This is a genomic window from Olsenella porci, from assembly GCF_009695875.1.
Classification (GTDB): domain Bacteria; phylum Actinomycetota; class Coriobacteriia; order Coriobacteriales; family Atopobiaceae; genus Olsenella_H; species Olsenella_H porci.
Map to the genome: position 1 here is coordinate 359,155 of NZ_VUNC01000001.1, position 21,099 is coordinate 380,253.

Here is a 21,099-nt window from a genome sequence, read left to right on the forward strand (position 1 = left end):
GATGCCGCCGCTGGCGGCAAGAAGGGGGTAAGCATGAGAAGAAGGTTGGAAGAGGGAGCGCCTCCCAAACGGCACCGTCTGGCAAACGCTGCCATCGGTGCCGCGCTGGGTATCGGCCTGGTGTTTGGCTCTGCCGGCGTCGCGCTGGCCATCCCCGCCTACAATCAGGCGGTCAAGGTCTCCCAGGGCGACGGAGGTACCGCAACCATCACCACCCATGGTGACGAGTGGTTTCACTATGCCACCAACTCCGATGACGTCGTGGTCCAGAAGGACCCCAGCGATGGTGTGTGGAAGCAGGTCGTGGGTTCTGGCTCGTCCCTGAGCCTGGGCGCCGCCGCGCAGGACGGCAAGGCGAGCAATGCCATCTCTGCCACGGACCTCAACACCACAGAGGCTCGCGAGGCCTACTACAAGCTCGGCGGGCAGAACTACTCGGGCAAGACGGAGAGCGGCGCGGTCGAGGACGGCCCGATCACCCTCTCGGACATCAAGGCGTCGCAGAGCAAGGCGACGGGCTCCGGCAGCGCTGCCGCGCGCCCCTCGACCGGCACCCAGACGTCGCTCCCCCTGCTCACCATCGTTGTCGGGTTCAAGGACGAGGCCTACAGCAACGACTTCGACTGGAACAAGACCTTCTTCACGGGCGAGTACAGCGTCTCGTCGCTGTACACCCAGTCATCGGAGGGCAAGTTCACCTGGCGTCCCGCGGAGGAGACCAGCGCCGACGGCGTCGACGGCAACACCAACACCGCCGACAAGGCCAACGACGGCGTGGTCCACGTGACCCTCGACCAGGACTACGGCAAGCCTGATCCCTGGGGCGCCCCCGGCTCGGACGGTTACAACGACTACATCAACGACATGGAGGCCGCCATCAAGGCTGCCGCCAAGTACGTCGACTTCTCGCAGTATGACACCGATGGCGACGGCACCGTCGAGGCGGACGAGCTTGGCCTGGGCGTCGTGTTCGCCGGATACGAGCAGGCAACGGGCAGCGTGCCTGCCGGCCACAACAGTATCTGGTCGCACCAGTCGTCCTTTGGTGAGATGACCGGCTCCGCCTACCAGGTCACGGACGCGAGCGGCAAGACCATCGGCATCGACCGCTACATCGTCCAGTCCGAGAACGAGTCCATGAGCGCCGGCGAGCAGCACCAGAGCGGCATCGGCGCCCTGGGCCACGAGCTCGGCCACTTCCTGGGCCTCCCCGACCTGTACAACGTCGGTGCCACCTCGGGCGCCTGGAGCAACTACTCCACCATGTACCTCTCCATCATGGACGTGGGCTCCTACGGCTGCGTCGACCACGAGGACGGCACGCGCGAGTACCGCCCCACGTTCTTCGATCCCTATAGCCGCTACTTGCTGGGCTACATCACGCCCGAGGAGATCACCAAGGACGGCACCTACACCGCCACCTCCGAGACCGATCCCTCTGGCTACAAGAGCTACATCATCCGCGTGAGCGATGACGAGTACTATCTGATCGAGAACCGCGAGTACGAGTCGTTCGATGCGGGTATGGAGCCCTACTACGCCAAGGGTGACGGAACGATCGAGAACAAGACTGGCGGCATCGTGGTCTGGCACATCGACAACGGCATCGCCACCAGCCACGGGTACGCAACCGCGACCGACCCGAGGCTTGCGAACACCGTGAACGACTGGAACCATCGCCCCGGCGTGATGGAGAACTACTTTGAGCGCGCCGGCTACACGGCCCACCCCAACCTGTACGCCCCGTTCCTGAACGCCACCGAGAACGCTGCGTACGGCGCCTCCAAGCTGTCGCTGTACAACGGTTCGGACGACCCCTCCGCCAGGACCGACACCGGCATCACCGTGACCTCGACCGACGAGGGCTCCACCTCGATGCAGTTCACCGTCGACTTCCCCGACGTCACCATCGCCGCGCAGCCCTCGGGCGCCCTGTACACCACCGGCGCCAAGGCGACGGCGCTCTCCGTCGACCTCTCCGGCAACACCGACGATGTGACTTACCAGTGGATGAAGTCCACCGACGGCGGCAAGACCTGGGAGAAGGTCGCCACCTCCGACACCTACGTGCCCTCCACCGCCAAGGCCGGCGACACCCAGTACAAGGTCGTCGCGACCAACTCCTTCGGCTACAAGGCCGAGTCCGAGGCAGTCACCGTCTCGGTCGCCGACCCCGTCGAGGCCGGCGGCATGTACCGCCTGTACAACCCCAACACCGGCGAGCACTTCTACACCGCCAGCGCGTACGAGGCGGGCGTGGACGTGAAGGCCGGCTGGAGGTACGAGGGCATCGGCTGGTACGCGCCCAAGACCTCGAGCACTCCGGTGTACCGCCTGTACAACCCCAACGCGGGCGACCACCACTACACCACCAGCGCCGCGGAGCGCGACATGCTGGTGAAGGCCGGCTGGAGGGATGAGGGCATCGGCTGGTACTCCGACGACGCCAAGGGCGTGGCGGTCTACCGCGAGTACAACCCCAACGCCACCTCTGGCGCACACAACTTCACGACCAACAAGGCCGAGGACGACATGCTCGCCAACGCCGGCTGGAACCAGGAGGGCATCGCCTGGTACGGCGTGAAGCGGTAGCGAGGGTCGCGGCGCAGGCCACGAACCCAAGCGAGGGGAGCCCCGCAGGCCAGACGGCCCGTGGGGCTCCCTCTTCTTTTGCCCTGGCGTGCGCCCCTCCCGTGCCGCGACCCCCCCACGCAACCTCGGACACATAGGCCGCGTTATCGGTCCGAGGTTGCGAACGAAAGGGCGGAGATTAACGCTGTCGGTAGCCCCTCGCCACCTTGGCGTCGGGGAACTCCCGCGCTGGTGAGAAGATGGCGAAGGGGCACTCCCTCTAACACCTGGTCAAAAGAGAAGCGTACAACCTTCGCCCCGGTCATTGACAGGCGAGACTCGCGCAACCTTTCCCGTGACATGACATCGATGGGTGTGAGGCCACCAGTCATCTCTCGCCTCACGTACTTGTCCTTGCCGTCAAGCTCTCCGATGACGAGCTGCCCGTCTGGAAGTCGCCAGAGAAAGTCGACCCTGAACATCCGAGAGTGGTCTACTGGGTCGCGTATGGGAACCTGGAGCTCCGGGGCCTCGAACCCAAGCTGAATCATGCGTCCGCGGGCGAAGGACTCTCCGCCGTTCTCGCTCAGGGGGTTCGACCAGGCTGCCGTCGCGCACGCGTTGACCCTGTCATCCCTGTCGAGCGGCGCCTTCAGGGCGAGCTGAAGGAGACTCTCTCGGCTGATGTGATACCGCCTAAGGTAAGAATCTGCGACGGCAAGTCCCCTCGGAAGGTCGAAGTGCGCCAAGCAGTCGATGACGGATCTCTCAAGTTTGATTACGCGCACGTCGTCTATGACGTCAACCCCTGGGAGCTCTTCATACGGGTGGCGAATAACATGGCGGGAATTTTTCAGGTTCGCTTCGCGCGTGACAGCCACATGGACGATGCCGCCCGAGGACGAAGCTGCCTCCAGCCCATGAACGAAGCATGCCGACTCCATGCAGAACACCCAGCTGGGGTGGGAGAGCGCAATGGTCCGAATTATCCGTAGGGCTCTGTCATTCCTGCTCAGGGAGTCCCAGTCCTGAGGCTTGGCGTACATGCCGGGAAAGGGGCGCAAAATGGCTCCCTCGGCAACGCGCCGGTTTAGGAGTCTGCGTTCGGTCTCGTCCTTGGGCCTCGCAAGGCGTCGGTCCTCTTCTGCCTGCAGCAGAAGGCCATCGACCCTCTGCTCAACGCGCACTACTGCTCCACGTGCCATCCTCATCGCCTCCCTACCCAAGGCTAGGTGAGAAGCAATGTCATGGTGGCGCGAGGGAAAATTCGGCCTCACGGGGGTTGTGCATATCTTTCGGCTTGCTGATGCCGAAAATGAGGGGCTTTGGATAGCGAGAAGCAACCCCGGACTGATAAGTGGCGTTATCGTTCCGAGATCGCTGGCCGGAGAAGCAGCTTCGGACTGATAAGTGGCGTTATCGGTTCGAGATCGCTGGCCGGAGAAGCAACCTCGGACTGATAAGGCCACTTATAAGTCCGAGGTTGCTGACTTTGCCGCTTCCCGCACAAATGACAGAAGCATCGCGCCTTGTAGTCGCCGCAAAAGGGGAGGCCCCCAGGACTGAGCCCGAGAGCCTCCGTTGGTAACGCATGAAAACGTTGCCGCAGTTACTCGCCCAGCAGTGCCTTGGTCATGCTGGCAGCGGCCTTCTTGCCGGCACCCATGGCCAGGATGACCGTTGCGGCACCGGTGACGATGTCACCGCCTGCCCAGATCCTGGGGTCGGAGGTGCGGCCGTCCTCGTCGGCCTCGATGTAGCCCCACTTGTTGAGCTTCTCGGGACCAATGAGCTTGGCGATGGGGTTGGCGTTGGTGCCGATGGCAGAGACGCCCAGGTCGCAGGGGAGCTCGTCCACGGAGCCCTCGATGGGGATGGGGCGACGGCGGCCAGAGGCGTCGGGCTCGCCCAGCTCCATGTTCTGGACCTTGACGGACTTGACGGCGCCGTCCTCGCCGGCAATGAACTCGAGCGGAGAGGCCAGCTCGTGGATAATGACACCCTCGGCCTTGGCGTGCTCAACCTCGGCGCGACGTGCGGGCATCTCCTTCTCGGTGCGGCGGTAGCACAGGGTGACCGTCTCGGCGCCCAGGCGAAGCGCGGTGCGCACCGAGTCCATGGCAACGTTGCCGCCACCAAAGACCACGACGTTCTTGGCGCGCTTGGTGGGGGTGTCGTACTCGGGGAACTTGTTGGCCTTCATCAGGTTCACGCGAGTCAGGTACTCGTTGGCGAAGAAGACGTTGGGCAGGTTCTCGCCGGGCACGTTGAGGAACTTGGGCAGGCCGGCGCCGGTGGCGATGTACATGGCGTCGAAGCCCTGGGCAAACAGCTCCTCGGCGTTGGTGATGCGGCCCACGACCGAGTTGTACTCAAACTTGACGCCGAGCTTCTCCAGGCCGTCGATCTCGCGCTTCACGACCGCCTTGGGAAGACGGAACTCGGGGATGCCGTAGACCAGTACGCCGCCGCCCGTGAAGAACGCCTCAAACACGGTGACGTCAAAGCCGTTGCGGGCAAGCTCGCCGGCGCAGGTGATGCCGGAGGGGCCGGCGCCGATGACGGCGACCTTCTTGCCGTTCTTGGGCGCCATCTTGGGCTCGGAGGCAACTTCGGGCATGTCGCCCAGGAAGCGCTCGAGCTGGCCGATTGCCACGGGCTCGCTCTTCTTGCCACGGATGCAACGGCCCTCGCACTGGTTCTCCTGCGGGCACACGCGGCCGCAGATGGCGGGGAGCATCGAGGCCTCGTGGATGATGTCCAAGCCCTCGCCAAACTTGTGCTCGTAGATCTTCTCGATGAAGCCGGGGATGTTGATGTTGACGGGGCAGCCCTCCACGCACAGCGGCTTCTTGCACCTCATGCAGCGGGAGGCCTCGGCCACCGCCATCTCCTCGGTGAAGCCCTTGTCAACGGGCCTGAAGTCCTTGGCGCGCTCGTCCGCGGGCTCCTCGTTTGCAGGGGTGCGCGGCAGCTTCATGTCTGCGACCCAGCGACCATTTACCTCTGGCATGCGCAGTTCGCCTCCTCATAGGCCTTGAGGGCCTGGCCCTCCTCGGTACGGTATGCAGCCTGACGTGCGCGAAGGTCGTTCCAGTTGACCTTGGTGGCGTCAAAGTCGGGACCGTCGACGCAAGCGAACTTCGTCTCTCCGCCGACCTCGACACGGCAGCAGCCGCACATGCCCGTGCCGTCGACCATGATGGGGTTGAGCGACGCGATGATGGGTGTGTCGTACTTCTCGGCGGTAAGTGCCGAGAACTTCATCATGGGAACGGGGCCGACGCAGAACACGTGGTCGACCTTCTTCTCCTGCAGCAGGCGCTCCAGAGGGGCGGTCACCACGCCCTTCTCGCCGTACGAGCCGTCATCCGTGGTGATGTGGATGTGGTCCTCGGGCAGGGTGGCGCGGAACTGGTCCTCAAGCAGCAGCAGCTCCTTGGTGCGCGCGCCCATGATCGCGTGGACCTCGTGGCCGGTGGCCTTGAGCTGGCGCGCAACGGGGAAGGCGATGGCAAGGCCAACGCCGCCGCCGATGACCGCCCAGGTGCCGTCGCCCATCTCGGTGGGCTGGCCAAGCGGGCCAGTCACGTCGAGCAGGGAGTCGCCCTCCTTGTAGGTGCTGAGCATCTTGGTCGTCTTGCCCACGACCATGAAGATGAACTCGACCCAGCCCTCCTCGGGGTTCCAGTCCGCAAAGGTGAACGGGACGCGCTCGCCCGTCTCGTTGGCACGCACCATCAGGAACTGGCCGGCATGTGCATGCTTGGCCATCTGGGGCGCCTCGATGCGGAACTTGAACACCTTCTCAGAGAACTGCGTCTTTTCGAGGATTTTGTACATTAACGAACTCCTCTCCCAAACAACTCTCTCGCCTCGCATCGCCTATGTGGCGACGTCGATGCCTAGTGCTGTAGCGCGCATCCCCCAACACGCGCATACAGGCCCATTCTACAAAATGGACAACACGCTGAACGGATGAATGCGGGGTTTGGACAATATGGGGCAAGGCCGTCAAGCCATGCCCCCGGACGATTGGTGGGGTGTCGACGGGGGAGAGGCGCCGCGGCCGGTCCCGTGGCGCCTCCCGTTGGCAGCGCGGCTGACGAATCAGGGGGCTCGGCCCCTCTCACCTGCCTCCACCGGTGCGACGAATGGCCTCTTCCACCCCGAGGTCCAGGCACGCCTCCACGACGTCGGCGCTGTCCTGTGCCGTCGCCTCGAACTCCTCCAGAAAGCCGCCCTTCAGCTCGCGCAGCACGTAATCGGCCACCTGCATGCGTCCGGGCGGGCGTCCGATGCCGCAGCGGACGCGGGCGAAGTCTCTGGTGCGCAGCTTGTCGGCTATGGAGCGCAGACCGTTGTGGGCGTTGAGGCCTCCGCCAAATTTTGCCCGGACTACGCCTGCGGGAAGGTCGACCTCGTCGTGCACGACGAGGATCTGCTGGGGGCTCACGTGCAGCTGCCGCATGAGCTTGCTCAGGGGGCCGCCGGAGGTGTTCATGTAGCTCTGTGGCTTGGCGAGCACGACCTCGCGCAACTCTCCCCCGCAGCGGTGCTTCAGGCGTGCGACCTCGCAGCCCGCCTCGCTCTTCCAGTAGCCCACCCCCTCGCGCTGGGCCAGGGCGTCCACGGTGGCAAAGCCGATGTTGTGGCGCGTGCGCTCGTACTCGGCGCCGGGGTTGCCCAGACCGCACACCAGGACTATGTCCTGCGGCTTTGCTGGCGAGGGCATGCTTCCTCCTCTGGTCGATGGGGTCGCCTCGAGGCGAGGCGATTGGGACCAGCGTAACTCACATCAACCCCGGATGCAGCGTGACGCCTAGGCCCAGAACAGCTGGGCAACCCACACCACAACGGGGATGGACACGACCGAGAAAAGCACAGACATTACGATGGTCTCGACCGCATAGACGTAGTCGGCGTCGTGCAGTTGGGCGTACACCGCGACGTTCAGGCCCACGGGGCATGCCTGCGCGATCAGGATGGCAAGCTTCATGCTCTCGTACTTGTCGGGCACCAACGAGAGGCACGCCAGGGTGACCAGGGGGATTACAAGCAGGCGCGCCGCCGTGATTCTGTACAGCGACAGACGCCGGAACATCGCCTTGAGATCAACGTGAGCCAGGTACACGCCCATGGTGAACATGGCGAGCGGCGTGTTGAGCGCCGCCACGAAGTCGAGCGAGTTCGTGATGACCGAAGGCAGCGATGGCTGGGTGAGGAACAGCAGCAGGCCGACCACGATCGCGATGTCGAAGGGCGAGGTCAGGAGCTCTCGGGCTGTCAGCTTTGGTCGCTCTCCCGTGAGGAGGGACACGCCGTAGGTCCACTGTCCCACGTTCATCGCCGCGATGAACCCCGTCATGTAGAAGATGGGTCCCTGCCCCAGGATGGAGGTGACCAGGGGGATACCGAAGAAGCTGGGGTTTGAGAACGTGGCAGAGAAGTTGCCGATGGCGTCCTTGCCCAGCAGCAGGCGAGCGAGGAGGGCGCCCAGGACCACTGCCCCGACCCCCAGCAAGATAGAGAGACCTAGCGCGAGCTCGCTCTGGGGCGTGCGGTCGACCATGAAGCCCTTGATGATCACCGCAGGCAGGGACAGGTAGATGAGGACGTTGCCAAAGCAGCGATTGCCCTCCATAGTGATCTTTCCAGAGCGAAACATGAGAAACCCTATGCCCGAGAGCAGGAACATCACAAGAACCTGCTGGGCAAGGGTGAGGGACATCTGCATGGTTTGGGACCTCTCCAAGGGTGGTCGTGACCTCACGAGAATAGCCCCGGTACGAGCCAAGGTCCTTTAAGAATTTTTCCACTAGGGTCTGGCGACAGGATTGGACGGCCCCAAGACCACGGTGGGGGACGGGTCTTGGGGCCATGAAGGGGTGCGTTGGGGATGCGCGCGGAGATGTCGGGGGGAGAGGAGCGCCAGACTCGGCCGGCGGCAAAACCCGACGGAAAGGGCTACAGCTGGTCCGCCACGGCCTTCTCAACCGGATCCATGCCCACGGTGGGTTCGAAGCGCGCTATGACGTTGCCCTTGCGATCCACGAGGAACTTGGTGAAGTTCCACTTGATGTCGTCGTTGCTTTCCCAGTCTGGGTCTACCTGGGCGATGTAGGCGGGCATCTTTTGGGCAACCTCGGAGTCGCCCAGGCCCTTGAACCCCTGCTGCGACTTGAGGTACGTGAACAGCGGGTCCGCGTCCCTGCCGTTGACGTCGATTTTCTTGAACTGGGGAAACTCGGTCCCAAACTTCATGGTGCAGAACTGGTGGATCTCGTCGTCGCTGCCGGGGGCCTGGTCCAGGAACTGGTTGCAGGGGAAGTCGAGGATCTCGAATCCCTTGTCGCGGTACTCGGCGTACAGCCTCTCCAGCTCCTCGTACTGTGGGGTGAAACCACAGCCGGTGGCGGTGTTGACGATGAGGAGGACTTTGCCCTTGAAGTCTGCCAGGCTGGTGGTGGAGCCATCTCGGTTGGTGACGGTGTAGTCGTAGACGCCCATGTGGGACCCCTCTCAATGAGGTTCGTGTATTTGGCACCTATTAGGTGTCAAATACAGTGTGCCCACTTCGCGGCGGCTCAGACGTAGGATTTTCATTGTCACGAGCTCGTCATGGGGTGCCTGCTGAGAAAAGTCGACCTTTGGCAATGAAGGGCTTCCCCTGACTGCCAAAGCTCAAGTTTTCTCAGCGGAAGAGGCCTCCCGACTGCCAATAGCCGAGATTCCTCGGCGCGCCGAGGCCTGGGGCGGCGCCCATGCTGCCACAACTCGCATTTTCTCAGCAGCTCATCGCATGGGTGACCACCGGGCTATTAAATGGTGGCCGCGTGGGCGGAGGGCGAGACGTGCTTGGGGGCTGGTGTTCGTGCGGATTCCAGGGGGTCCGAAACATGCGGGCATCGAGAAGGCTAAGCATTCCGTTTCAAAATCCGTGCGGGCACCGACGGGGCTAAGCACCGAGGCCTCGAAGCGCGTGCAAGCCCCGGTGAGGTTAAGCGTCTGGTTCCTAAAAATGCCCGCAGCGGGCGAGGGCCGTCACAACCTGCGCTTCATCCAACAGTCCAAACGATGACGCCTTGGCGGACACGTGGCCAATGCCACGGTTGCGCTACCGGGTAGTGCCCGTGAGCGCGGCGCTACTGTGCCTCGCCCGCGTCTTCGGGCGTTCACGCCTGCGTCGCGGGGACGTCGCTCGTCTTCGTCAGCTCGCGAGCTTGTTCGACTTCAGCAGGAACTTTGCCGGGATGGGTCTCGACAGCTTCCAGACGATGCTCATGGGGCGAGAGCCGCTGTGGCTCTCATGGTGTACCAGTCCCAGGAAGGTGAAAGGCTCGGTTCCGTACTGGTCCCTGTTGTACTCGCGGGCGAAGAGGGCGACCTTTGTGGGTGTTCCGCTCTTCTCGTCCCGTTGGTGGATGTAGCGCTGCCCGGTTGGGGACTCCGGCGTCGTCTTGTTCTGGCTCTGCCAGTGAAAGTGCCACTCGTCGATCGAATAGTCCTCGTACATCGTGGAGGGGGAGTACTCGCGCTCCGACTTGTTGAGGGTGTTGATCAGCACGTCAACTCCCTTGTCCCTGAGGTAGGCGACGCCCTGGCGGATGTTCTGAGGGTCCACGCGGTCCATGGCGACGAAGATTTGGTCGCGGGTGTACTGGCAGTGCAGGTCGAGGGGGCACTCAAACCCAAGGTCAACGGGCTCGTCCACAAAGTCGATCGAATCGAGTCTGATCTGCAGCAGTTCCTTGATCTCCCGTGCCATGACGGGGTTGGAGAGGACCCTGCGTACGCATTGCGCGGGATTGTCGAACGTCCCCTCGCGGAACGAGCTCGGCCAGAGCGTGATCTGGAACATGCTGAGCATGCGCCGCTCAAGGGGTTCAAGGGATTCCCAGTCGAGATCTCCGACACCGTCCAGCGTTTGCAGCAGGAAGTGGATCCACCTCCTGGAGTCAGCAAGCGAGAGGCGTTGGAGCGCCTTCGCCAGAACCTCCTCGTCATGTTCGTGAAAGTCTTCCCTCGCTCCGGCCGCGACGCAAAGTCGCGTGAAGCTTGCGTGCCTGTAGATGTCGCGGACATCTAGGTGGTAGCGTTCGACGAAGTTCTTGAGCGAGAGGGGGAGCCCGCTGTCTTCCTTGAATGTCGCAATGCGCTCAACTAGGGCGGATCGGGTTCCCAGTGCAGAGCGAATGTTGTCGAGTACGTGTCGTTGCGCTACCCGTTCGAGGTGAATGTAGCAGCCCTTGGGTGCCGCGGGAAAACCATCCAAGACCTGCGCGCCGATGGTGCTCGTCGTGGGTTCGAGGATCGCCCTCAGGCGGCAGGCGAAGTCATAGCGTCGATTCTGCTGGCCGATGAAGTCCAGTACGGTGAGGCACTCCTTTCCCGGGGAGAGCCTGAGGCCACGTCCGAGTTGCTGAAGGAAGACCGTGAGCGACTGCGTTGGGCGCAGGAAGAGGACGGTGTCCACCTCGGGGACGTCCACGCCTTCGTTGAAGATATCCACCGAGAAGACGAACTTGACCTCGCCGGTCGAGAGGCGCTCCCTCGCTCTCTCGCGCTCCTCGTCGGGGGTGTCTGCCGTCAACGCGAGGGAATGGATCCCCGCCTGCTCGAACCTCTCCGCCATGAACCTGGCATGTGCCTTGCTCACGCAGAAGCCAAGGCCATGGACCTCATTGACGTCGGTCACGTAACGCCGCACCGCGTCGATGACGTTCGCGGCACGCCTCTCGGCAAGCTTCCTGTCGAAGACGTACACGTTCTCCAGTGCGCTCTCGTCGTAGCCTCCCCGCGACCACTTGAGGCCGTCGAGGTCGACGGTGTCCGACACCCCGAAGTAGCTGAACGGGCAGAGGAGCTTGCGGTCGATCGCCTCCGGAAGGCGGATCTCTGCGGCGATCCTCCCGTCGAATCTCCCCAGGATGCTCTTGCCGTCGGATCTCTCGGGGGTTGCCGTCAGGCCGAGAAGTACCTTGGGTTCAAAGTGGTCGAGGAAGCGTCCGTATGTTGCCGCTGCCTCGTGATGGATCTCGTCCACAACGATGTAGTCATAGTAGCTCGGGTCGAGGTGGCCCGCCAGGTCGCGCGAGCTGATGGTCTGTATTGAGGCGAAGAGGTGGTCGAGGCTGTCAGGACGGGACTGGCCCACAAAGAGCTGCCCGAAGTTGGGATCCCTGAGCACTCCCCTAAAGCATGCTAGGCTCTGCCTCAGGATCTCCTCACGGTGCGCCACGAAGAGCATGCGTGCCCTGCGACCGCTCGCATACCTCCTGCAGAAGTCGCGGTAGTCGAAGGCCGAGACGACGGTCTTGCCCGTACCCGTTGCTGCCACGACGAGGTTGTGCCAGTGGTTGCCGACCTCTCGTTCCGCCCTCAACCTGTCGAGTATCTGCTGCTGAAAGGGGTACGGCGTTATGTCGAACGAGTAGGCGATCCCTTCCGAGCCAGCGTCCGCGCCCCCATGGCGCTCCCGATCGATTGCGCGTTCAAGACGCCCTTGGTCGTCTGGCGTATACGTCTCGAACTCGGGTGACTTCCAGTAAGTCTGGAACGTCGCCTCAATCTTGGCGAGGGTGTCCGGCTGGTCGGCCTTGCTCAACTTCACATTCCATTCCAACCCGCTTGTCATTGCAGGGTTGGAGAGGTTCGAGGATCCAACGTAGGCAGTCGTGAAGCCGGTGCTGCGTTCGAAGACGTAAGCCTTTGCGTGCAGGCGGGTTCGGCTCGTGTCGTACGAGACCCTCACGTGCGCGTTTGGCAGCTTGGCGAGTTCGGTAACCGCCTTTGGGTCGGTTGCCCCCACGTAGCTCGTCGTGATCACGTAAAGCTTGCCGCCGCCCTCGCAGAACTCCCGCAGCTCGTCCATGATGAGCCGGAGCCCGCCCCACTTCACGAATGACACGAGCATGCAGATGGTGCTTGCGGAGGCGATCTCCCTCTTCAGCTCGGAGTAGAGCTGCGGTTCGTGCGCGGAGCCCGTGAAGAGGGACGTCCTGGCAACCGATGTGGTGGGGCGAGGCGGAAAGCGAGGGCGCCCCCCGGTTACGGCCGATGCGACGTTTCTCTTTGGCACCACGGAGAGGAGCTCTCGCGCGGGCTCCTCGATCTCCTGCAGGAGCATTTCGCCCGACAGGCCTCCCTCTTCATCGGACAAGGCTGCGGCGATCCCGCTCACGATCGAGTTGGTCATCTGCACCTTCTTGGAGACGGAAGAGGCGCCCTCCCCTCCGATGGAGTCAAGGGTCACGCGAACGACCTTCTCGACATAGCTGGATAATATGCGCGATGCCTCGGCTCCATCCATGTCGCGCTCCTCGGCGCTCTCGTCCTCCGACGAGGCGTCGATCCGCTCCCTGAGCTGCCTGCTGATCGTCTGCTCGTAGAGTCCTGGCTCAAGCATGCCATCCACCTTGCACCGCGCTCTCATCCAATGCGTCCAGGATCGAGGAACGATGCCTCTCGCACAAGGGGGACTCCGTCGCCGGTATATGCGCTCGGCAAGCCCAGAACAAGCGTTCCGCTACAATCGACGCCGAAGGTGCAGGAGGAGATGCATGTACGGGAGCGGGTACGAGCGGCAGCGTCCGCGGTTTCAGGTGGGGGAGAGGGTCGAGGTCTCGTCTCGCGCGGGGCTCGTGCCATGGGTCACCTCGGGCGTCATTGCCGAGGTGGGCTGGGTCTACGGCAAGCCCATCTACCGCGTGGACAAGGTGGACGTCAGCGGTTGCGACACCACCTTCAAGAACGTGAAGGAGTGGATGCTCCGACCTGTGTCGCCCGCCACGGGGGAGTAGGCACTGCTTTTGTCGCGCCATTGACCCCTCCGCCTTCGGCGCTATGATGCGGCTCCAGGCGAGACAAGCCCCAGCCTAGGCGGTAAGCGCCCGTATCGGTATCGCGTAGATGCCGTCCTCCACGCGGTGCGCGTACTCGGACACCCCCGTGATGACTGCCATGAACTCTGGTGGCCTCATGCGCGCGGCGGGATTCAATGTCGTTTTTCCGACCAAACCGATATAGATTTTCCACCCTATTCGATATCGAAAATCCACCCTGAGCGGCATCGATCTTCCGTCTTGCGAGGCGGCTGCCGCAGCCCATGCCGCGCGCCGTTCCGAGCGCAGCCGCGGCTCGTGCGGGTCATGGCGCTATCCTCTGAGAAGAGGGGTTCCATCACCCAAAGCTATGCCCCAGGGACGGGAGGTTGACCATGACCCTGCAACAGCTCAGGTATGCCATCGAGGTCGCAGCCAGCGGCTCGATCACAGCGGCGGCATCGCGCCTCTACATCGCGCAGCCCAGCCTTTCCAAGGCCCTCTCTGAGCTCGAGGGCGAGATGGGCATCACCATCTTCGAGCGCTCCAGCCGCGGCGTGGTCCCAACCGAGGACGGCACCAGGTTCCTCTCGTATGCCCGCCAGGTGGTGGAGCAGGCCGACCTCCTGGAGGCCCAGTACAAGAGCGGCAACCCGCCCCGCAGGGTCTTCGCGGTCTCGTCCCAGCACTACGCCTTTGTGGTCAACGCGTTTGTGGAGCTGGTTCGCGAGTATGGCGAGAACCGCTACGAGTTCTCCCTGCGCGAGGGCACCACCTTTGGCATCATCGAAGACGTACGCCTGCAGCGTAGCGAACTCGGAGTGCTCTATCGCAACTCGTTCAACCGCGAGGTCCTCACAAGTTCGATCCGACAGGCGGAGCTCCGCTTTGAGCCGCTGTTCGAGGCCCGTGAGCACGTGTTCGTGAGCAGGAGGAACCCCCTCGCCTCCAGGCGGTCGGTCACGCTCGCTGACCTGGCGCCCTACCCGCGGCTCTCGTATGACCAGGGCTCGCGCAACTCCTTCTACTTCGCCGAGGAGCCCCACATCACCCAGGAGGTCGACAAGGCAATCGTGGTCACGGACAGGGCGACCCTGTTCAACCTGCTCATCGGTCTCGACGGGTACACCATCTCGTCAGGAATCCTGAGCTCCGACCTCAACGGCAACGACATCGTCTCGGTTCCGCTGGAGGGTGATGGGACCATGGAGATTGGCTACGTGTACCAGCCGCGCCGTCCCCTCTCGCCCCTGGCAGAGAGCTACTTGGGCCACTTGAGGGAGTACGTCTCGGCGTATATAGCCAAAGGCTATGACGGGCAATAGGGGATAGGTACTTCCTCATGACTCCTGGCTTTGTCACCATGGTCGGCAACAACGACGAACAGAAGGAGTTCCCCATGAGCATTCCCTACGACAGGAAGACGCCGCATCGCTTTGACGTGGTCGGGAGTTTCCTGCGCCCCGAGCGCCTGAAGCGTGCCCGCGAGGACTGGAAGGCGGGCAGGATCAGCCGAGACGAGCTTACCGAAGTCGAGGACGAGTGCATCCGCGACCTGGTGGAGAAGGAGAAGGCCGCCGGTCTGGGCGTCATCACCGACGGAGAGTTCCGCCGCGAGACCTGGCACCTGGACTTCATGTGGGCATTTGAGGGCGTTGGCCACGAGTCCGCCGCCTTTGGCATCCCCTTCCACGACGAGGTCGCCAAGATTGACGACACCTACCTGACCGGCCCGCTCTCGCTCAAGGGCGAGCACCCATTTGTGAGCCACTTTCGCTTTGTCCAGGCGTTGGAGGACGAGCGTTGCGTTGCCAAGCTCACCATCCCGGCGCCCGCCCAGTTCCTGGAGCAGATGATCTTTCCCGCAAACCAGGAGAGCACGCGGGCGGTCTATCCCACCGACGAGGAGCTGTCCGCCGCGGTCGCGTCCGTCTACGGCGACTTCATCGCTCAGGTCTATGACGCCGGTTGCCGCAACCTGCAGTTTGACGACTGCTCGTGGGGCGTCTTGGTTGACCCGCACGCCAAGGATGTCCTGGGTGTCGACGACGAGGGGTTGGAGCGCGTTAAGGGTCAGCTGCTTGCGGTGAACAACGCCGTCCTTGACGCAAGGCCCGCGGACCTCACCATCAACACGCACGTGTGTCGAGGAAACTTTCACTCCACCTGGGCGTGCGAGGGAGGTTACGACGGGGTTGCCGACACGCTGCTGGCAAACGAGCATGTGGACGCATTCTTCCTGGAGTACGACGACAAGCGCTCCGGCAGCTTTGAGCCCCTGGCAAAGGTCCCCGAGGGTAAGAAGGTCGTCCTTGGCCTGATCACGAGCAAGAGCCCCCGCCTGGAGGAGCCGGACGCCGTGATCGCCCGCATCAACGAGGCGGCGCGTTACGTGCCCCTGGATAGGCTGTGCCTCTCGCCGCAGTGCGGCTTTGCCTCGTGCGAATGTGGCAACAAGCTCACCGAGGACGAGCAGTGGGCCAAGGTCGCGCTGGTGCGCAAGGTCGCCGAGCAGGTTTGGGGCTAGGTAGGCGAGAACCCGACCGCGAGAGGGCGGGGCGAGACGGACGAGACGAACGGGCGCGACGCGCCCGAAGGGGAGACCAACATGAGCGAGCCAACCAAGCAGCCGCCGTACATCTACGACATCGTGGGGAGCTTCCTGCGCCCCGAGCGCCTGAAGCAGGCGCGCGCCGACTTCGCGGCGGGCAGGATCGGCCGGGACCAGCTGACCGCGGTGGAGGACGAGTGCATTGCCGAACTGGTCCAGAAGGAGAAGGAAAGCGGGATCAGGGCGGTAACCGACGGCGAGTTCCGCCGAGCCATGTGGCACCTCGACTTCCTCTCGGCGCTTGAGGGCGTGGAGGAGGTAGATGCCAAGACCTGGTCCGTTGAGTTCAAGGGGCCCAAGCCCAAGGGTGCCCAGCTGCGCTTTACCGGCAAGGTCGACTTTGGTGATCACCCGTTCCTGGAGCACTATCGCCGCCTGCGCCGGATCGCGGGGGACTACCCCACCAAGCTGACCATTCCCTCTCCCTCGATGCTGCACCTCATTCCCTGCGTGCGCGGCAACCAGACCTACAGGCCAATCGAGCGCTACCGCGACGAGTCCGCGCTTTTCCACGACATTGCGATTGCCTACCAGCACGCCATCAGGGCGTTCTACGACGAGGGGTGCCGCTACCTGCAGTTTGACGACACCAGCTGGGGGGAGTTCTGCGACCAGGACAAGCGCGCCGCCTACGAGGCTCAGGGCATCGACCTGGACAAGGTGGCCCAGGACTACGTCGACATGATCAACCTCGCGCTCGAGGCCAAGCCTGCCGACATGACCATCACCACCCACATCTGCCGCGGCAACTTCCGATCCACGTGGTTCTCGTCCGGCGGGTATGGCCCCATCGCCAAGACGCTCTTCTCGCAGGCAAACTACGACGGGTTCTTCCTTGAGTACGACTCCGACCGTGCGGGTGACTTTGAGCCGCTGCGCCATATTCGCGATCAGGTCGTGGTCCTGGGCTTGGTGACGTCCAAGTTCCCCGAGCTCGAGGACGAGGACGCGGTCATCGCCCGCATCCACGAGGCCGAGAGGTACGTTCCCCTCGACCAGCTGCGCCTCTCCACGCAGTGCGGCTTCTCGTCCACCGAGGAGGGCAACGTCCTCACCGAGGACGACCAGTGGGCCAAGATCGCGCTGGTGCGCCGCATCGCGGAGCGCGTCTGGGGCTAGCGGCGCCTGTGTAGTGACGGGTTTCGCCCCATTGTGCTGAGCTCACGCGGGAGGGGGACGAGCGACTCCGTTCCCCTCCCGCGTGCTACCCTTCTCGTTCGTTGGCCACGGAGAGGGGAGACCGGTTCATGGGCGGTTCGAGCGAGGCGCAGGTGCGGGAGACGAGTGGGGAGGCGACCCCGACCCGGGCCCGGCTGTGCGTGGCGCTGCTCGTGCTCCTGGGGTTCTCGCTCGGGTGCTCCGAGTTCGTGGTCATCGGCATCCAGACGGACCTCGCTCGTGACCTGGGGGTGTCCCTCTCGTCTGCGGGCCAGCTCATCAGCCTGTTTGCGCTGCCGTATGCGGTGATGACACCGATGCTGGCGCTGTCGACCGGGCGGTTTCGCCGCTACTCCGTGATGCTCGTCTACCTCGCCCTGTTCTGCCTGGGCAACGTGGTGTCTGCCTTTGCGACGGGCTTTGGCGTGCTGCTGGCGGCACGCATGCTGCTGGGGTCAATCTCTGGCGCGCTGCTTGCCGTGGGCGTCACGTTCATACCCGAGCTCGTGGGCACCAAGAGGTCGTCCCTGGCGCTCACCCTGGTGTACTCCAGCTACTCCGTCGCCATGATCGTCTCCACCAGCGTGGGCAAGATCCTTGCCAGCACGGTGGGCTGGCATGTGGCGATGTACGGGACGCTTGCCTTTGCCGTGGTGACGAGTGCGCTCCTTGCCGTGTTTATGCCCAGGAGGGGCCAGACTGACGAGCCCGCCACGTTTGCGGATCAGGCGCGCCTCCTGCTTGAGCCCAGCATCGTCACGGGCATCCTCGTCTTTGTGTTTGGCATTGGGTCGGTGTACGCGTTCTACGGGTACGTGACCCCCTACCTAGAGCAGGTACTGGGCATGGCTACGGTCCAGGTCAGCGCGGTGCTGATTGCCTACGGAGCGATAACCTTCCTGTCGAACCTCCTCAGCGGTTGGCTTGACGCGCGGTTTGGCCTCCGATCGCTTGCGGTCACCTTCCTCGCCCAGGCCCTTGTGCTCGCAGGCCTGTTCGCCGCCGGGCCGTCCGTGCCTACCGCCCTGGCGTTTACCTTTGCGGTTGCGTTGCTGATGTATCTCGCCTCAATACCCAGCGTTTCAAACTTTATGGGGGTCGCGCGCAGGCACCACCCCAAGGCCCTCACCCTGGCGAGCTCGCTCGAGCCCCTTTCGTTCAACATCGGCATCGCGTTTGGCACGCTGGTGGGCGGTGCTGTGGTGTCCGGCCCCGGAATCCGGTTCGTTGGGGTGGTCGGGGCTCTCCTCGCCCTCGTCGCTGCGAACATGGTCATCCTCACAGTTAGGCTTGGGCGTTTCCGCGAGGCGTAGGGCGCCCCCGGTGCCATCCTCTTGGGTACCAACAAAGTGCCCACACAGCCCGCCTAATTGTTGTGGAGCGCCAGAACGTACAGACAAGAGCAATCCCGAGGGCACCTCTCTGTGGTACCTGCCCGTGGCTTCATGGCAGTCGATGCGCGGTGGCATGGGGCACGGGGCGCCCCGCCGGTCGAAGCGGCAGTGCTCGCCCTACCTCGCCCCCAACAGCTCGAAGTGGCTGCGGTTGGTGCGAATCACGTTCTCCCTTTGCAGGCGAGAGATGACGGACGAGAGGGCGCTGCGGTCCACACCCAGGTAGTCGGCCAGCTGCTGGCGGTTGAAGGGTATGTCGAACTCGCGCGACCCAGCGAGCTTGGCCTGGGTGGAGAGGTACGCCATCAGCTTGCCCCGCAGCGACTTTGGCGCGGCGTCGCGGATCCTGCGGCCGAGGGCAACGTTCTTCCTGGCCACCGATGCCAGCAGGTTTGCACTCACTGTTGCGTGGTAGGAGCACGCCCGCGGACAGCGGCCCACGATGTGCACCACGTCCAGGAACAGGATGCGCGTTGGGGTCGAGGCTGCCACCACGCGGTCCAAAAGCGGAGTGTCGCCCAACGCCGCGTAGGCGTCCGCAAAGGTCTGGCCGCGCGAGAACTGGCCCATCACGCTGGTGTTGCCCCACACGTCGCTGCTCTCCACTCGCACGGCGCCCTCAAGAACGAGCCCGACTGATCGGGTGACGCTTCCCTCCGCGAGCACGGTGTCGCCCTTGCGGTAGCTCCTCGACCGCGTTCCCAGGCATCCCAACATCATGCGTATCTCGTCCGGCGAGGTTCCGGAGAACAGCTCGGTTCCCGACAGGAAGTCCGCGTCCACGTTCGGTTGTGCCACGCCCGTCTCCTTTCGTCTCTTTGTTGTGATGACAACATACACCAACCTCTCGTCCCGGCATCATCTTCAGACGAAGAGAAGGCGACGGCGGCGGTGGCCGCCAGAGGAGGGGGACAGCATGGCAGACGAGAAGATGTTCTGCTTCCAGTGCGAGCAGACCGCGGGTTGCAAGGCGTGCACTGGAAACGCGGGCGTGTGCGGGAAGCCGTTTGACGTAGCACTGGCGCAGGACGAGCTGACCGGTGCGCTGGTTGGCCTTGCACGCACCTGCCGCGTGGCCGGGACGCGCAGCGAGGCGGCTGACGAGCTCACCGTTGACGGGCTCTTCACCTGCGTCACCAACGTGGACTTTGACATCGAGGCCGTGAACGCGATTACCGAGCGGGTTCGCGCCGAGAGGGACCGCCTTGCCGCCGAACGCGGGGTCCGTCCCGCCGTCGACCTCCAGATGGGTGGCCTGTGGTCCGCCGACGAGGACGTCCGCTCCCTCAAGTCGCTGGTCCTCTTTGGCATCCGCGGCATGGCGGCCTATGCGTATCACGCCCGTGTCCTGGGGCGCAGGAGCGAGCGCGTGGATGCGTTCTTCTCCAAGGCCCTCGCCCTGCTGGGCGACGAGCTGACCGTTCCCGAGCTGCTGCCGCTCGCGCTCGAGGTTGGCGAGGTCAACCTGGAGTGCATGGGCATGCTGGACGAGGCCAACACCTCCACCTACGGCACCCCCACGCCCACCGAGGTGCCGCTTGCGGTCGAACCCGGCCCCTTCATCGTGGTGAGCGGCCATGACCTGCGCGACCTCGACCTCATCCTCCAGCAGACCGATGGCACGGGCGTCTCGGTGTACACCCACGGCGAGATGCTCCCCGCGCACGCGTATCCCCGCCTTAAGGCACACCCCCAGCTCAAGGGCAACTTTGGTACCGCATGGCAGAACCAGCGCACCGAGTTCGACGCAATCCCCGCGCCTGTCGTCTTCACCACCAACTGCCTGATGCCGCCCAAGGCGTCCTACTCCGACAGGGTCTTCACCACCGAGATGGTGGCCTACCCCGGCCTGCGCCACATCGACGGCGACGCCAACGAGAAGGACTTCACCCCGGTCATCGAGCGCGCCAAGGAGTTGGGCGGCTACGCCACGAGGCAGGAGCGTCACGGCATCAACGGCGGCACCACGGTGACCACGGGCTTCTCGCATGGTGCGGTGCTCTCGGTTGCCGACAAGGTCGTGGACGCCGTCAAGTCCGGCCAGCTCAACCACATCTTCCTGGTCGGTGGCTGCGATGGTGCCCGTCCCGGCAGGAACTACTACACCGAGTTCGTGCGTCAGACCCCCAAGGACTCCGCGGTCCTCACGCTCGCGTGCGGCAAGTACCGCTTCAACGACCTTGACCTGGGGACCGTCGCTGGCCTGCCCCGCCTCATGGACGTGGGCCAGTGCAACGACGCCTACGGTGCGATCCAGATCGCCGTTGCCCTCGCCAAGGCGTTTGACTGCGGCGTTAACGACCTGCCCCTCTCGTTTGTGCTCTCGTGGTACGAGCAGAAGGCCGTCTGCATCCTGCTCACGCTCCTTCACCTGGGGATCAAGGGCATCAAGCTTGGACCCACGCTTCCTGCGTTCGTGAGCCCCAACGTGCTCAAGGTGCTGGTGGACCAGTATGGCATCGCGCCCACCACCACGCCCGAGGCGGACCTGGCCGAGCTCCTGGCATAGCTCCTCTCGCCTGGCGGGAAAACGACAGCGGAA

Annotated in this window: 15 protein-coding genes; 7 read left to right on the top strand and 8 right to left on the bottom strand. The window is 63.8% G+C overall.

Features of this window, described 5'->3' with window-relative positions; genetic code table 11:
* The first annotated feature begins 33 nt into the window (after positions 1–33).
* On the top strand, positions 34–2,592 hold the full coding sequence (locus tag FYJ68_RS10050) for a hypothetical protein (RefSeq protein ID WP_229771940.1): 2,559 nt from the start codon (positions 34–36) through the stop codon (positions 2,590–2,592).
* Between the two features lie 143 nt (positions 2,593–2,735).
* On the opposite strand, the gene FYJ68_RS01700 is transcribed toward FYJ68_RS10050, so the two are convergent.
* From FYJ68_RS01700 to FYJ68_RS01730, 7 genes are all read right to left on the bottom strand, one after another.
* Positions 2,736–3,758: a type IV toxin-antitoxin system AbiEi family antitoxin domain-containing protein gene (locus tag FYJ68_RS01700; protein ID WP_154433572.1), complete on the bottom strand. Its 1,023-nt coding sequence runs from the start codon at positions 3,756–3,758 to the stop codon at positions 2,736–2,738.
* 422 nt (positions 3,759–4,180) lie between these two features.
* The gene (gene gltA, locus FYJ68_RS01705) at positions 4,181–5,584 is read right to left on the bottom strand and encodes an NADPH-dependent glutamate synthase (protein WP_154433573.1); all 1,404 of its coding nucleotides are present in this window, start codon (positions 5,582–5,584) and stop codon (positions 4,181–4,183) included.
* Complete coding sequence (locus FYJ68_RS01710; protein ID WP_154433574.1) at positions 5,572–6,414, bottom strand: sulfide/dihydroorotate dehydrogenase-like FAD/NAD-binding protein; 843 nt, start codon at positions 6,412–6,414, stop codon at positions 5,572–5,574. The genes gltA and FYJ68_RS01710 overlap by 13 nt, the downstream gene beginning before the upstream one ends.
* Before the next feature lie 286 nt (positions 6,415–6,700).
* A complete protein-coding gene (gene pth, locus FYJ68_RS01715; protein WP_195837676.1) occupies positions 6,701–7,306 on the bottom strand; it encodes an aminoacyl-tRNA hydrolase in 606 nt (201 codons plus the stop codon).
* Positions 7,307–7,393: 87 nt separating this feature from the next.
* Entirely contained in the window at positions 7,394–8,308 is a 915-nt protein-coding gene (locus FYJ68_RS01720; RefSeq protein ID WP_154433575.1) for an AEC family transporter, read from the bottom strand.
* A gap of 230 nt (positions 8,309–8,538) precedes the next feature.
* Positions 8,539–9,081 (bottom strand): glutathione peroxidase, encoded by a 543-nt coding sequence (locus FYJ68_RS01725; protein ID WP_154433576.1) that lies wholly within the window; start codon positions 9,079–9,081, stop codon positions 8,539–8,541.
* 700 nt (positions 9,082–9,781) lie between these two features.
* Positions 9,782–12,979 (bottom strand): DUF3427 domain-containing protein, encoded by a 3,198-nt coding sequence (locus tag FYJ68_RS01730; RefSeq protein ID WP_154433577.1) that lies wholly within the window; start codon positions 12,977–12,979, stop codon positions 9,782–9,784.
* Between the two features lie 154 nt (positions 12,980–13,133).
* Here FYJ68_RS01730 and FYJ68_RS01735 point away from each other — a divergent pair, with 154 nt between their 5' ends.
* From FYJ68_RS01735 to FYJ68_RS01755, 5 genes are all read left to right on the top strand, one after another.
* Positions 13,134–13,373 carry a hypothetical protein gene (locus tag FYJ68_RS01735; protein WP_154433578.1) on the top strand — a complete coding sequence of 80 codons (240 nt, stop codon included), beginning with the start codon at positions 13,134–13,136 and terminating at the stop codon, positions 13,371–13,373.
* A gap of 416 nt (positions 13,374–13,789) precedes the next feature.
* Positions 13,790–14,719, top strand: coding sequence for a LysR family transcriptional regulator (locus FYJ68_RS01740; RefSeq protein WP_154433579.1), 930 nt, complete (start codon positions 13,790–13,792; stop codon positions 14,717–14,719).
* A gap of 17 nt (positions 14,720–14,736) precedes the next feature.
* Entirely contained in the window at positions 14,737–15,921 is a 1,185-nt protein-coding gene (locus FYJ68_RS01745) for a 5-methyltetrahydropteroyltriglutamate--homocysteine S-methyltransferase (protein ID WP_326832153.1), read from the top strand.
* Positions 15,922–16,002: 81 nt separating this feature from the next.
* Positions 16,003–17,124, top strand: a complete 1,122-nt coding sequence (locus FYJ68_RS01750; RefSeq protein ID WP_154433580.1) for a 5-methyltetrahydropteroyltriglutamate--homocysteine S-methyltransferase — start codon at positions 16,003–16,005, stop codon at positions 17,122–17,124.
* A 128-nt stretch (positions 17,125–17,252) separates the two neighbouring features.
* The gene (locus tag FYJ68_RS01755) at positions 17,253–18,476 is read left to right on the top strand and encodes an MFS transporter (protein ID WP_154433581.1); all 1,224 of its coding nucleotides are present in this window, start codon (positions 17,253–17,255) and stop codon (positions 18,474–18,476) included.
* A gap of 198 nt (positions 18,477–18,674) precedes the next feature.
* Here FYJ68_RS01755 and FYJ68_RS01760 read toward each other — a convergent pair whose 3' ends face one another.
* Positions 18,675–19,355: a Crp/Fnr family transcriptional regulator gene (locus FYJ68_RS01760; RefSeq protein WP_326832154.1), complete on the bottom strand. Its 681-nt coding sequence runs from the start codon at positions 19,353–19,355 to the stop codon at positions 18,675–18,677.
* A 118-nt stretch (positions 19,356–19,473) separates the two neighbouring features.
* On the opposite strand from FYJ68_RS01760, the gene hcp reads away from it, so the two are divergent.
* Positions 19,474–21,066, top strand: coding sequence for a hydroxylamine reductase (gene hcp / locus FYJ68_RS01765; protein WP_154433582.1), 1,593 nt, complete (start codon positions 19,474–19,476; stop codon positions 21,064–21,066).
* The last annotated feature ends 33 nt before the right edge of the window (positions 21,067–21,099 follow it).

Coding starts and splice junctions, on each gene's coding strand:
- FYJ68_RS10050 (WP_229771940.1), top strand. CDS start 34: ATGAGAAGAAGGTTGGAAGAGGGAGCGCCTCCCAAACGGCACCGTCTG.
- gltA (WP_154433573.1), bottom strand. CDS start 5,584: ATGCCAGAGGTAAATGGTCGCTGGGTCGCAGACATGAAGCTGCCGCGC.
- FYJ68_RS01710 (WP_154433574.1), bottom strand. CDS start 6,414: ATGTACAAAATCCTCGAAAAGACGCAGTTCTCTGAGAAGGTGTTCAAG.
- pth (WP_195837676.1), bottom strand. CDS start 7,306: ATGCCCTCGCCAGCAAAGCCGCAGGACATAGTCCTGGTGTGCGGTCTG.
- FYJ68_RS01720 (WP_154433575.1), bottom strand. CDS start 8,308: ATGCAGATGTCCCTCACCCTTGCCCAGCAGGTTCTTGTGATGTTCCTG.
- FYJ68_RS01725 (WP_154433576.1), bottom strand. CDS start 9,081: ATGGGCGTCTACGACTACACCGTCACCAACCGAGATGGCTCCACCACC.
- FYJ68_RS01730 (WP_154433577.1), bottom strand. CDS start 12,979: ATGCTTGAGCCAGGACTCTACGAGCAGACGATCAGCAGGCAGCTCAGG.
- FYJ68_RS01735 (WP_154433578.1), top strand. CDS start 13,134: ATGTACGGGAGCGGGTACGAGCGGCAGCGTCCGCGGTTTCAGGTGGGG.
- FYJ68_RS01740 (WP_154433579.1), top strand. CDS start 13,790: ATGACCCTGCAACAGCTCAGGTATGCCATCGAGGTCGCAGCCAGCGGC.
- FYJ68_RS01745 (WP_326832153.1), top strand. CDS start 14,737: ATGACTCCTGGCTTTGTCACCATGGTCGGCAACAACGACGAACAGAAG.
- FYJ68_RS01750 (WP_154433580.1), top strand. CDS start 16,003: ATGAGCGAGCCAACCAAGCAGCCGCCGTACATCTACGACATCGTGGGG.
- FYJ68_RS01755 (WP_154433581.1), top strand. CDS start 17,253: ATGGGCGGTTCGAGCGAGGCGCAGGTGCGGGAGACGAGTGGGGAGGCG.
- hcp (WP_154433582.1), top strand. CDS start 19,474: ATGGCAGACGAGAAGATGTTCTGCTTCCAGTGCGAGCAGACCGCGGGT.